This window comes from Caldimonas sp., from assembly GCF_046289365.1.
Lineage (GTDB): Bacteria > Pseudomonadota > Gammaproteobacteria > Burkholderiales > Burkholderiaceae_C > Caldimonas.
On record NZ_JBKBVU010000082.1, the window covers coordinates 1 to 13,323 of the forward strand.

The following is a 13,323-nucleotide window of genomic DNA, read 5'->3' on the forward strand; positions in this document are numbered from 1 at the left end:
CGCCTCGGTCGGCCTGTCCTATGGCGCCCACTCCAACCTGTGCGTGAACCAGATCCGGCGCAACGGCACCGAGGCGCAAAAGCGCAAGTACCTGCCCAAGCTGATCAGCGGCGAGCATGTCGGCGCGCTGGCGATGAGCGAGCCCGGTGCGGGCTCGGACGTGATCAGCATGAAGCTGCGGGCCGAAGACAAGGGCGGCTACTACCTGCTCAACGGCACCAAGATGTGGATCACCAATGGCCCCGATGCCGACACCCTGGTGGTCTATGCCAAGACCGAGCCCGAACTGGGCGCACGCGGCGTCACGGCCTTCCTCGTCGAGAAGGGCATGAAGGGCTTCTCGGTGGCGCAGAAGCTCGACAAGCTGGGCATGCGCGGCTCGCACACCGGCGAGCTGGTTTTTCGCGACGTGGAGGTGCCGGCCGAGAACGTCCTGGGGGCGGTCAACGGTGGTGCCAAGGTGCTGATGAGCGGTCTGGACTACGAGCGTGCCGTGCTGGCGGCCGGCCCCATCGGCATCATGCAGGCGGTGATGGACAACGTCATCCCCTACATCCACGACCGCAAGCAGTTTGGCCAGAGCATTGGTGAGTTCCAGCTCATCCAGGGCAAGGTGGCCGACATGTACACCGTGCTGCAGGCCGCACGCGCCTTCTGCTACACCGTGGGCAAGAACCTGGACATGCTGGGCAGCGAGCACGTGCGGCAGGTGCGCAAGGACTGCGCCAGCGTGATCCTGTGGTGCGCCGAGAAGGCCACCTGGATGGCCGGCGAGGGCATCCAGATCTTCGGCGGCAACGGTTACATCAACGAGTACCCGCTGGGGCGGCTGTGGCGCGATGCCAAGCTCTACGAGATTGGTGCCGGCACCTCGGAGATCCGCCGCATGCTCATCGGCCGGGAGCTGTTTGCCGAGACAATGTGAGGCGCCGGGCGTCGCATCTGCAGCGTGCGGTGGCCGCAGCGCCTACACTGTGCGCTGAGAGCCCGTCGTGCATGTGCTTTAGCATCGAGCAACAGGCCGATGCGTCCCGGTCGGTCGGGACGCAGGCTGCCGTGGCAGGCCGGCTCGACGTCTTGCGTTGGAGCGCCTGATGTTTCCCCAAAAGCTCACCGATCCCCGAGCCTTCGACATTGCCGCGGCCCTGCTGGAGGGCTTCAACCGGCACTATCGGCTGTTCCGCCAGACCAGCATCGAGGCCAAGCGACGCTTCGAGATGGCCGACTGGCACGGACAGCAGCGCGCCCAGCGGGAGCGCATCGAGTTCTACGACAAGCGCGTGGACGAGGCGGTGGAGCGGCTGCAAAGCCAGTTCCGGGCGCATCAACTGCCCATGGACGTGTGGCACCAGGTCAAGCTGCATTACATCGGATTGCTGACGAACCACCTGCAGCCCGAGCTGGCCGAGACCTTCTTCAACTCGGTGACGACCAAGATCTTGCACCGCAGTTATTTCCACAACGACTTCATCTTCGTGCGTCCGGCCATCTCGACGGAGTACCTCGAGAACGACGAGCCCGGCTCTCAGCCGACCTACCGCGCTTACTACCCGACACGCGAGACCCTGCGCGAGACCTTGCTGAGGGTGGTGACCAACTTCCAGTTGGCCGTGGAGTTCGAGGACCTGGGGCGCGACGTGGATTTCGTGTTGCAGGCCATGCGCAAGGAGTTCGGCGAGGTGCGGCTGCGCACCAACTTCCAGCTCCAGGTGCTGTCGTCCCTGTTCTTCCGCAACAAGGGGGCCTACATCGTCGGCAAGATCGTCAACGGTTTTCGCGAGATCCCGTTTGCGCTGCCGATCCTGCACACCTCCCGGCACCAGCTCGTCATCGATGCGGCCCTGTTCGGCGAGGACGATCTGCAGATGCTTTTCAGCTTCGCACGGGCCTACTTCATGGTGGACATGGAGATCCCGGCGGCCTACGTGCAGTTCCTGCGTTCGCTGATGCCGCGCAAGCCGCGTTCTGAGATCTACAACGCACTGGGCCTGCACAAGCAGGGCAAGAACCTCTTCTACCGCGATTTCCTGTATCACCTGAAGCACTCCAGCGACCGCTTCCGCATCGCGCCGGGCATCAAGGGCATGGTCATGCTGGTGTTCGACCTGCCCTCGTTTCCTTATGTCTTCAAGGTCATCAAGGATTTCTATCCGCCGCAGAAGGACACCTCGCGCGAGCTGATCCAGCGCAAGTACCTGCTGGTCAAGACGCACGACCGTGTCGGGCGCATGGCCGACACGCTGGAGTACTCGAACGTGGCCTTCCCCCGCGCACGCTTCGAGGACGAACTGGTGGCCGAACTCAAGCACTTCTGCGGCAGCCTGATCGAGGAGGACGGCGACGACCTCGTCATCCGGCATCTCTATATCGAGCGGCGCATGATCCCGCTCAACATCTACCTGCAGGAAGCCTCGCCCGAGCAGATCACCCATGCCGTGATCGAGTACGGCAATGCCATCAAGGATCTGGTGGCGGCCAACATCTTTCCCGGCGACATGCTCTGGAAGAACTTCGGCGTCACGCGCCATGGCAAGGTGGTGTTCTACGACTACGACGAGATCGAATACCTCACCGATTGCAATTTCCGCAAGGTGCCGCAGCCGCGCACCGAGGAAGAGGAGCTGTCGGGCGAGGTGTGGTACAGCGTCGGGCCGAAGGATGTCTTCCCGGAAACCTTCGGACCGTTTCTGCTGGGCAATGCGGCGGTGCGCGAGGTGTTCATGCGACATCACGCCGACCTGCTCGACCCGGCCTACTGGCAGGCGCACAAGGAGCGCATCCTCGCCGGCCATGTGCACGACGTGTTCCCTTACGACGCCCACAAGCGCTTCTCGCGGCTGCGCCAGGTGCAGCCGTCCCATCCCCCCCAGGCGGCGGGTCATCCCGCGATGGTGTCCTGACGCCTGGCCCATGGTCCGTGTTTCCAGAAGGAGAGCATCATGTCCGACCCCATCGTCATCGCTTCTGCCGCCCGCACCCCCATCGGGGGCCTGCTGGGTGATTTCGCCGGCCTGCAGGCCTGGGAACTCGGGGCCGTTGCCATCCGGGCGGCGGTCGAGCGCGCCGGCATCGACGCCGCGGCCGTCGACGAGGTGCTCATGGGCAACTGCCTGATGGCCGGCCAGGGCCAGGCCCCGGCGCGTCAGGCCGCCCGCCGTGCCGGCCTGCCCGATTCGGCCGGTGCCGTCACGCTGTCCAAGATGTGCGGCTCGGGCATGCGCGCGATGATGTTCGCGCACGACATGCTGGCGGCCGGCAGTGCGGACGTGATGGTCGCCGGCGGCATGGAAAGCATGACCAATGCCCCGCACCTGGCCTTCATTCGCAAGGGTCAGAAATACGGCGCCACGGCCTTCTACGACCACATGGCCCTGGACGGCCTGGAAGATGCCTATGAGCGCGGCAAGGCCATGGGCGTGTTCGCCGAGAGCTGTGTGGCCAAGTATGGCTTCAGCCGCGAGGCCCAGGACCACTACGCCATCACCTCGACCGAGCGGGCCCGCCGCGCCAATGAGGACGGCAGCTTCGACTGGGAGATGGTGAGCGTGGCCGTGCCCGGCAAGGGCGGCGAGGTGAGCATCACCAAAGACGAGCAGCCCGCCAAGGCCAAGCTCGACAAGATCCCCGGTCTGAAGCCTGCGTTCAAGAAAGACGGCAGCATCACGGCGGCCACCTCGTCGAGCATCTCCGACGGTGCCGCGGCCCTGGTGCTGATGCGCCAGTCCACCGCAGCCAGGCTGGGCGTGACGCCGGTGGCGCGCATCGTGGCCCACAGCCTGCATGCCCAGGCGCCCGAATGGTTCACCACCGCCCCGGTGGGCGCCATCGACAAGGTGCTGAAGAAGGCCGGATGGGCTGCCAAGGACGTGGACCTGTGGGAGATCAACGAGGCCTTCGCCGCCGTGACCATGGCGGCGATGACCGAGCACAAGCTGCCTCATGAGAAGGTGAACGTCAACGGCGGGGCCGTGGCGCTGGGCCACCCCATCGGTGCCAGCGGCGCGCGCATCGTCGTGACCCTGCTGGGGGCGCTGCGCAAGCACGGTCTCAAGAAGGGTGTGGCCTCGCTGTGCATCGGCGGCGGTGAGGCCACGGCCATGGCCGTCGAGCTGCTCTGAAGGCCTGGGCCATGCAGGTGCTGGTGATCGGAGCCTCGCGCGGGCTGGGCCTGGAGTTCGTCCGCCAGTATCGGGCGGCGGGCGACCGCGTGGTGGCCACGGCGCGCAGCGACGAGGGCCTGGCGAGGCTGCGTGGCCTGGGCTGCGAGGCCTGGCCGCTGGACCTGCTGGACGCCGCGAGCGTGGCCGGCCTGGGGTGGCGCCTGGATGGCGAGCGCTTCGACGCCGTGATCCTCAATGCCGGGATCTACGGCCCGCGCACGCAGGGGCTGGAGACGCCGACCCAGGACGATTTCGACGTGGTGATGCGCACCAACGTGCTCGGGCCGATGCGTGTGCTGCCGCAGATCGAGACGGCATTGGCCCGCGGAGCCAAGCTCATGGTGCTGTCGTCGATGATGGGCTCGATCGGCCAGCGCAGTTCGAGCACCGGCTGGCTTTACCGCGCCTCCAAGGCCGCGCTGAACTCGGTGCTGCGCGATGCCGCCCTGTCGCTCGGGCCGCGCGGCATCACCTGCGTGGCCGTGCATCCGGGCTGGGTGCGCACCGACATGGGCGGGCCCAACGCCAGCCTCGCACCCGAGGACAGTGTGGCGGCCTTGCGCGAGCTGCTCGCACGCCTGACGCCCGACGACAACGGGCATTTCCTCAACCACGACGGCACACCCATCGCGTGGTGAGCCGCGCATCCCTGTCGACATCATGCTGTTGAGCGAAGACCATCGCGCGGTGCAGGACGCCGTGCGCGCCTATGTGCAGGACCGCATCGCGCCCAACGCGGCGCGCTGGGACAAGGAGCACCATTTTCCGGCCGAGGAGTTGAAGGGCCTGGCCGCGCTGGGCTGCTATGGCGTGGCCGTACCGTCCGAATACGACGGCGCCGGGCTGGATTACCTGGCCCTGGCCGTGATCCTGGAGGAGATCGCCGCCGCAGACGGCGGCACCAGCACCGTGGTGAGCGTGAACAACTGCCCAGTGTGTTCCATCCTGATGGCCTACGCCAGCGAGGAGCAGAAGCAGCGCTTCCTGAAGCCGCTGGCGCGTGGCGACATGCTCGGGGCTTTCTGCCTGACCGAACCTCATGTGGGCAGCGAAGCCGGCGGCCTGAAGACCACGGCCGTGCGCGAGGGGGACCACTATGTCCTCAACGGTGTCAAGCAGTTCATCACCAGCGGCAAGCACGGCGACGTGGCCATTGTGATGGCCGTGACCGACAAGGCCGCGGGCAAGAAGGGCATCAGTGCCTTCGTGGTGCCCACCGACACGCCCGGCTACACCGTGGCGCGCCTGGAAGACAAGATGGGCCAGCACAGCAGCGACACCGCGCAGATCCTCTTCGAGGACTGTCGCGTGCCCGTGGCGAACCGGCTGGGCGAGGAGGGCATGGGGCTGAAGATTGCGCTGTCGGGCCTGGAGGGGGGGCGCATCGGCATTGCGGCGCAGAGCCTGGGCATGGCGCGCGCGGCCTTCGAGGCGGCGCTGGCTTACAGCAAGGAGCGCGTGGCCTTCGGGCAGCCCATCTTCAACCACCAGGCGGTGCAGTTCCGCCTGGCCGACATGGCCACGCAGATCGAGGTGGCGCGCCAGATGATCCACCATGCGGCCAGCCTGAAGGATGCGGGTGTGCCCTGCCTGAAGGAGGCGGCCATGGCCAAGCTCTTTGCCAGCGAGATGGCCGAGCGGGTGTGCTCGGATGCCATCCAGATCCACGGGGGGTATGGCTATGTCAGCGACTTCCCGGTCGAGCGCATCTACCGCGACGTGCGCGTGTGCCAGATCTACGAAGGCACCTCGGATGTGCAGCGCATCCTGATCGGTCGCGCCCTGGGCTGATCCCGGTTGGGGCGTGCATCGGCCGGCTTGCCGCGCCGTGGTGTCCGCGCATAATCGCGGCCCATGAACATCATCATCCTCGGCGCTGGGCGGGTGGGCGAGAGCGTGGCCGAAAGCCTGGTGTCGGAAAGAAACGACATCACGGTGATCGACACCAACCCGCAGCGCCTGCGCGAGCTGCAGGACCGCCTGGACCTGCGTGGTGTCGTGGGCAATGGCATCCAGCCCTCGGTGCTGCAGGAGGCCGGCGCGCAGGATGCCGACATGATGATCGCCTGTGCACCGCTGGATGAGACCAACCTGGTCGCGTGCAAGATCGCCCACGATGTCTTCAACATCCCCACGACGATCGCACGCCTGCGCTCGCCCGAGTTTCCCGACGGCTCGCCGCTGATGGACAAGAGCGGCTTCGCGGTGGACCGGGTCATCTGTCCGGAGGCCTCGGTGACGCGCTATGTGCGCCAGCTCATCGCCTACCCTGAGGCCCTGCAGGTGCTGGAATTCGCACAGGGGCTGGTGAGCCTGATCGCGGTGCGCGCGGTGGCCGGAGCCCCCCTGGTGCGCCACACCATCTCGGAGCTGCCCAGCCTGGTGCCGGAAGCGGACATGCGCATCGTGTCGATCTACCGGCCCGATCCGGAAGGCCCCGACCAGGCCATCGTCTGTGATGGCGTCACCCGCATCGAGCCCGGCGACGAGGTCTTCGTGCTGGCAGCCACGCAGCACATCCGCACAGTGCTGGAGGCGCTGCGGCGGCGCGACCGCCCCGTCAAGCGCGTGATGATTGCCGGCGGCGGCCGCGTCGGCTTGCGCCTGGCACGCGAGCTCAAGGGGGAGTACCGCGTCAAGATCATCGAGCACGACGGCAAGCGCTGCGAGTACCTGGCTTCGCAACTGCCGGCCGACACCCTTATCCTGCACGGCGATTCCACCGACGAGGAGCTGCTTGAGGGCGAGAACGTCCACGACATGGACCTCTTCCTCGGGCTGACCAGCGACGACGAGGACAACATCATGGCCTGCCTGCTGGCCAAGCGCATGGGCGCCAAGCGGGTGTTGGCCCTGATCAACCGCAAGGCCTATGCCGACCTGATGCAGGGCTCGCAGATCGACATTGCGCTGTCGCCGGCCCAGACGGTGATCGGTGAGCTGCTGGCCTACGTGCGCCGTGGGGACGTCGAGGCCGTGCATTCGCTGCGCCGCGGCGCGGCCGAGGCGCTGGAGGCGGTGGTGCGCGGGGATGCCAAGACCTCGAAGGTGGTGGGGCGGCCCATTGGCGAGCTCAAGCTGCCGCCGGGAGCGCAGATCGGCGCCATCGTGCGCGGCCTGCCCGAGGACGATGTCGAGGAGGAGCTGCGCGAACAGGCGCTGCGCCGGGCGCAGGTCATCATCGCCCACCACGACACGGTGATCCAGGCCAACGACCATGTGATCGTGTTCCTGCCGCGCAAGCGCATGGTGCGTGAGGTGGAAAAGCTCCTGCAGGTCAGCGCCACTTTCTTCTGATCGAGGTCCATGCCATCCTTCCTACCGGCCCTGTCGATCCTCGGCATCATCGTGATGGCCTTCGCCCTGACCATGGGCGTGCCCCTGGGGGTGGCCTGGTTCAGCCGCGACGAGGCCCTTGCATCGTGGCATGTGGGCATCGCCCTGACCTTCGGTGCGGGCGTGGCGATGCGCCTGCTGGCGCGCCGTCACCGCAGCGAGCTGCAGCCCCGCGATGGCGTGATGCTGGTCTCGCTGGTGTGGACGGTGCTGCCGCTGTTCGCCAGCGTGCCGTTGATGGTCTATTTCAGGCAGGCGGGCATCCCCCTGTCCTTCACCGATGCCTATTTCGAGGCCATGTCCGGCCTCACGACCACTGGGGCCACGGTGCTCAGTGGCCTGGATGCACTGCCACCGTCGATCAACCTGTGGCGCTGCTTCATGCAGTGGATGGGCGGCATGGGCATCCTCGTGCTGGCGGTGGCCATTTTGCCGATGCTGGGGGTCGGTGGCAGCCAGCTCTTCCGGGCCGAGGTGGCCGGCCCGCTGAAGGACACCAAGCTGACGCCGCGCATCACCGAGACGGCCAAGGGTCTGTGGAGCATCTATTGTGTGCTGTCGGTGCTGTGCGTGCTGGCTTATCGGGCCGCGGGCATGAGCTGGTACGACGCCTGGGTGCACATGTTCACCACCGTCAGCCTGGGGGGGCTTTCGTCGTATGACGCCAGTTTTGGGCATTTCGACTCGCCGCTGATCGAGGCCGTCTGCGTCGTCTTCATGCTGGTGGCCGCCTGCAACTTCGCGATGTATTTCGTCGCCATGCGCAAGCGCAGCCTGCAGCGCCTGTGGATGGATCCGGAAGCCCGCGGCACCCTCGGTCTGCTGCTGCTGTCCTCGGCCATCGTGGCCGTGCTGCTGTGGAGCAAGGGGGTCTACGAGGAGCCCTTGCAGGCGGTGCGCATGGCCTTCTTCAACGTGATCTCGATCGCCACCACCACGGGTTACGCCAACACCGACTACGCCCAATGGCCCATCTTCGCGCCGGTGCTGATGCTCATGCTCTCGGGCTTGAGCACCAGTGCCGGCTCCACGGGGGCGGGGGTCAAGATGGTGCGCGTCATCATCCTGCTCAAGCAGGCCCGGCGCGAGATGTCGCGCATCGTGCACCCCCGGGCGGTCCAGCCAGTGACGCTGGGGGCCAGCACCGTGGACAACAACACCATCTTCGCCGTGCTGGGTTTCATGCTCGTCTACGGCGCCACGATCATCGGGCTGACCATGGTGCTGCTGGTCACCGACCTGGACGTGGTCACCGCATTCACCGCCGTGGTGGCCAGCGTCAACAACATGGGCCCGGGCCTGGGTGCCGTCGGGCCGGCGAGCAACTTCGCCGACCTGAGCGATTTTCAGACCTGGGTGTGCACCCTGGCCATGCTGTTGGGCCGGCTGGAGATGCTGTCTTTCATGGTGCTGCTGACCCCTTCGTTCTGGCGCAAGTGAGCCGCCGACCGGGTGAGGGTGTCACAGGATTCCGCCTTCGTTCAGGCCTTGCGTCGGCCATCGGGCGAGCAACGCACAGACCGCGCACGACAAGGGTGGGGGCACGGGTTTGTGCTATCTCGCTCGAAGGGCGGTCTGCCTAGCATGTTTCCACCCGAACCCGCGCGCAGACGGGCAGGGTTTCCCTTCCGTGCAGCATCACCAGGAGACGAATGTGAGCGAGACGAAATCCCAGAAGGCCCCCCAGCGGCGGCGCTTTCTCAAGTCGGCGGCCGTCGGCGCCGTGGGGGCTGGAGCAGCCGCCTTCCCGATGGTGTCGACCGCCCAGACGGTGTCGATGCGCTTCCAGAGCACCTGGCCGGCCAAGGACATCTTCCACGAGTACGCCAACGACTTCGCCAAGAAGGTCAACGACATGGCGGGCAACCGTCTGAAGATCGAGGTGCTGCCCGCCGGCTCCGTCGTGCCGGCCTTCCAGTTGCTCGATGCGGTGTCCAAGGGCACGCTCGATGGCGGCCACGGTGTGGTCGCCTACTGGTACGGCAAGAACCAGGCGGTGGCCCTGTGGGGCTCGGGCCCGGCCTTCGGCATGGATGCCAACATGGTGCTGGCCTGGCACTACTATGGCGGCGGCAAGGAACTGCTCGACGAGATCTACAAGAGCCTGAACCTGGACGTGCAGTCCTTCCTCTACGGCCCCATGCCCACCCAGCCGCTGGGCTGGTTCAAGAAGCCGGTGGCCAAGGTCCAGGATCTCAAGGGCTTGAAGTTCCGTACCGTGGGGCTCGCGGTGGATGTCTTCACCGACCTGGGGGTGGCTGTCAACCCGCTGCCCGGCGGCGAGATCGTGCCGGCGCTGGACCGCGGCCTGCTGGACGCGGCCGAATTCAACAACGCGTCCAGCGACCGCGTGCTGGGCTTCCCGGACGTGACCAAGGTCTGCATGCTGCAAAGCTTCCATCAGAGCAGCGAGCAGTTCGAGGTGCTGTTCAACAAGACCAAGTACAGCGCACTGCCGGCTGAGCTCAAGTCGGTGATCGACTACGCCATTCAGGCGGCCTCGGCTGACATGAGCTGGAAGGCCGCCGACCGCTATTCCACCGACTACCTGGAGATGCAGAGCAAGCAGGGCGTGAAGTTCTACAAGACGCCGGACGCCATCTTGCGGGCTCAACTGGCATCGTGGGACAAGGTCACGGCCAAGAAGGCGGCCGAGAATCCCATGTTCAAGAAGGTGATGGATTCGATGCGGGCCTTCGCGCAGCGCGCCGGGCGCTGGCAGTTCGACACGATGGTTGACTACCGCATGGCCTACAACCACTACTTCGCGCCCAAGAAGAGCTGACGCGCCGGCCACCTGCCTCCACGCGCCGCGGGCCGAGGGGATGCCCCCGCCTGCGGCGCTTGCGTATGGTCCCCTTGCCACGACGGACTGTGCCGTCGCTTCGTGCCATGCAAAAACTGCTGCTCGCCATCGATGCGGTGTCTACGTGGATCGGCAAGGCCGCTGCCTGGGCGGCCGTGGGTCTGACCCTGCTGATCAGCTGGGAGGTCTTTTCGCGCTACGTGCTCAACGACCCCCATGCCTGGGTGCTCGATGCCCAGATCATGCTCTACGGCACCATGTTCATGCTGGCCGGCGCCTACACGCTGTCGAAGAACGGCCATGTGCGCGGCGACGTGCTCTACGGCTTCTTCAGCCCGCGGGCCCAGGCCATGGTGGATTTGGTGCTGTACTTTCTGTTCTTCCTGCCCGGCGTGGTGGCGCTGACCTGGGCGGGCTGGACCTATGCCCAGGAGTCACTGGCGATCCGGGAGCAGACCTTCTCGGCCACGCCGCTGCCGCTGTATCCCTTCAAGTTCGTGATCCCGCTGGCCGGCGCCACGCTGCTGCTGCAGGGCCTGGCCGAGATCGCGCGCTGCCTCGTGTGCCTGCGCGACGGCCAGTGGCCCTCGCGCGAGCATGACGTCGAGGAGGTCGATGTCGAGAAACTCAAGGAGATGGTCCACGTGAACGAAGGCAATGCCGCCACGGGAGGGCGCCCGTGAGAATCCGTCCTGAACTGCGTTTCGGCCTGGGCATCATGACCCTGGTCGTGGGGGGCATCGTTGGGCTGCTGCTGGGCGTGGACACCATCACCAAGGGCCACCTGGGCCTGCTGATGCTCTCACTCGTCGTGGTGGCCATCATGCTGGGCTTTCCCACGGCCTTCACGCTGATGGGCATGGGCATGATCTTCACCTGGCTGGCTTATGACCGAGACATCACGCGCACACTGGACCTGATGGTGCAGGCCGCTTACAAGAGCATGACCAACGACGTGCTCATCGCGGTGCCCTTGTTCGTCTTCATGGGCTATCTGGTCGAGCGCGCCAACCTGATCGAAAAGCTCTTCAAGAGCCTGCACCTGGCCATGGCGCGCATCCCCGGTTCGCTGGCCGTGGCCACGCTGGTCACCTGCGCGGTGTTTGCCACGGCCACGGGCATCGTGGGGGCCGTGGTCACGCTGATGGGGCTGCTGGCGCTGCCGGCCATGCTGCGCGCGGGCTACAGCACACCGATGGCCGCGGGCTCGATCACGGCGGGCGGCTGTTTGGGCATCCTGATTCCACCGTCGGTGTTGCTCATCCTGTACGGTGCCACGGCGGGGGTGTCGGTCGTGCAGTTGTATGCGGGGGCCTTCTTCCCCGGGCTGATGTTGGCTGGCCTGTACGTGGTGTACGTCATCCTGATGGCCAAACTCAGGCCGCAGTGGGCGCCGCCGCTGTCGCAGGACGAGCGGCACGTCGTGCTGGCGCCGGCCAACCAGCGCCTGGCCGACACGGGCACCCATCACGCGTTGCTGCGCCTGCTGTCGGCCCTGAAGGGCCGTCGCAACGCCGACGTGCCGCTGTCGCACGTGCTCAGGCAACTGGGCATCGTGCTGATGCCGGGTCTGCTGTTCGTGCTGCTGGCCACGAGCAGCTACCGTGCCGTGACGACCGTGCAGGCCGAGCCGGAGTACGACATCGAGCCCATCAGCTTCTCGTCCGACGCTCCGTCGTCCACGGGCGGCTTGCAGGAACCCCCGGTGGCGGGCGGTCTGACCGAGCCCGCGGTGGAGGGCGGGCTGACCGAACCTGCGGCGGACGAGGAGGCCGCCGCCGAACCCGAAGGCCTGGGGGAGCCTTCAGGGGCCGAGGTGCAGGAGGCCGCCGAGCCGGCTTCGCCCGCCCTGGCCGAACCCGGCGGGCAGACCGTGGACGGGTCCGCCGCCGGTGACACGACCCGCCCGGCCCCCACCTGGTGGTGGGTGGTGTTCTCGATCGCCGGCGCCATCGTCACCGCGTTCTACCTGTTCCTGAGCTTTGCGCGGCTGGAGATCTTCAAGATGCTCCTGGCCTCCTTCTTTCCGCTGGTGATCCTGATCCTCGCCGTGCTGGGCTCCATCGTCTTCGGCCTGGCCACGCCGACCGAGGCCGCCGCGATGGGAGCCTTGGGGGGTTTCGTGCTGGCCGCGGCCTACCGGCAGCTCAACTTCACCGTGCTCAAGGAGTCGGTCTTCCTCACGGCCAAGACCTCGGCCATGGTGTGCTGGCTCTTCGTCGGCTCGGCGATCTTCTCGGCCGCGTTTGCGCTGCTGGGCGGCCAGGAGCTGGTGGAGAACTGGGTGCTCGGCCTGAACCTGTCGCCCACCCAGTTTCTGATCCTGTCGCAGGTCCTGATCTTCCTGCTGGGCTGGCCGCTGGAGTGGACGGAGATCATCGTGATCTTCATGCCCATCTTCATCCCGCTGCTGGATAACTTCGGCATCGACCCGCTCTTTTTCGGCCTGCTGGTGGCGCTGAACCTGCAGACGGCCTTCCTCAGCCCGCCGGTGGCGATGTCGGCCTTCTACCTCAAGGGGGTGGCTCCACCGCATGTGACGCTGAACCAGATCTTCCTGGGCATGCTGCCCTTCATGGGGATCCAGATCATCGCGATCGTGCTGCTCTACGTTTTCCCGGGCATTGGCCTGTGGCTGCCGCAACTGTTGTACCGTTGAGGGCATGAACAAGCCGCCGATCGACTTCTACTTCGATTTCTCCTCGCCGTACTCGTACATCGCCTCCGAATGGATCGAGGCCCTGGCGGCGCGGCACGGGCGCACTGTGCGCTGGCATGCCGTGCTGCTGGGTGTGAGCTTCCAGGCCGCCGAGTTGCGCCCGCCGGTGAACCATCCGATCAAGCGCGAGTACGTGCTGCGCGACTTCGCACGCTCGGCACGCTTCGAGGGTGTGCCCTACACCCAGCCTGAGGCCTTTCCCATCCCCACGCAGAACGCCGCGCGCGTGTTCTGGTGGCTGCACGACAGCGATCCGGCGCGTGCCGTGGCCTGGGCACGCGCCTGCCTGAGGGCCTATTTCG

Annotated in this window: 11 protein-coding genes; all 11 read left to right on the forward strand. The window is 66.4% G+C overall.

All coding sequences use genetic code 11. From position 1 onward, the window contains the following. Positions 1-925: acyl-CoA dehydrogenase family protein (locus tag ACK42S_RS09865; RefSeq protein ID WP_409706393.1), on the forward strand; the 925-nt coding region annotated here is incomplete at its 5' end. Between the two features lie 169 nt (positions 926-1,094). Next, positions 1,095-2,900, forward strand: coding sequence for a bifunctional isocitrate dehydrogenase kinase/phosphatase (gene aceK, locus ACK42S_RS09870; RefSeq protein ID WP_409706396.1), 1,806 nt, complete (start codon positions 1,095-1,097; stop codon positions 2,898-2,900). Positions 2,901-2,939: 39 nt separating this feature from the next. After that, positions 2,940-4,118: an acetyl-CoA C-acyltransferase gene (locus ACK42S_RS09875; protein ID WP_409706399.1), complete on the forward strand. Its 1,179-nt coding sequence runs from the start codon at positions 2,940-2,942 to the stop codon at positions 4,116-4,118. Positions 4,119-4,129: 11 nt separating this feature from the next. Further along, positions 4,130-4,798, forward strand: a complete 669-nt coding sequence (locus ACK42S_RS09880; protein WP_409706402.1) for an SDR family oxidoreductase — start codon at positions 4,130-4,132, stop codon at positions 4,796-4,798. A 22-nt stretch (positions 4,799-4,820) separates the two neighbouring features. Then, positions 4,821-5,951, forward strand: coding sequence for an acyl-CoA dehydrogenase family protein (locus tag ACK42S_RS09885; RefSeq protein WP_409706405.1), 1,131 nt, complete (start codon positions 4,821-4,823; stop codon positions 5,949-5,951). A 63-nt stretch (positions 5,952-6,014) separates the two neighbouring features. Then, positions 6,015-7,457, forward strand: coding sequence for a Trk system potassium transporter TrkA (gene trkA / locus ACK42S_RS09890; protein WP_409706407.1), 1,443 nt, complete (start codon positions 6,015-6,017; stop codon positions 7,455-7,457). A gap of 9 nt (positions 7,458-7,466) precedes the next feature. Beyond that, entirely contained in the window at positions 7,467-8,936 is a 1,470-nt protein-coding gene (locus tag ACK42S_RS09895) for a TrkH family potassium uptake protein (RefSeq protein ID WP_409706410.1), read from the forward strand. 214 nt (positions 8,937-9,150) lie between these two features. After that, a complete protein-coding gene (locus ACK42S_RS09900; protein ID WP_409706413.1) occupies positions 9,151-10,281 on the forward strand; it encodes a TRAP transporter substrate-binding protein in 1,131 nt (376 codons plus the stop codon). Between the two features lie 107 nt (positions 10,282-10,388). Beyond that, the gene (locus ACK42S_RS09905; RefSeq protein WP_409706416.1) at positions 10,389-10,985 is read left to right on the forward strand and encodes a TRAP transporter small permease subunit; all 597 of its coding nucleotides are present in this window, start codon (positions 10,389-10,391) and stop codon (positions 10,983-10,985) included. After that, the gene (locus ACK42S_RS09910) at positions 10,982-12,961 is read left to right on the forward strand and encodes a TRAP transporter large permease subunit (protein WP_409706419.1); all 1,980 of its coding nucleotides are present in this window, start codon (positions 10,982-10,984) and stop codon (positions 12,959-12,961) included. The genes ACK42S_RS09905 and ACK42S_RS09910 overlap by 4 nt, the downstream gene beginning before the upstream one ends. Before the next feature lie 4 nt (positions 12,962-12,965). Continuing rightward, the coding region (locus ACK42S_RS09915; protein ID WP_409706422.1) for a 2-hydroxychromene-2-carboxylate isomerase at positions 12,966-13,323 on the forward strand (358 nt) is incomplete at its 3' end.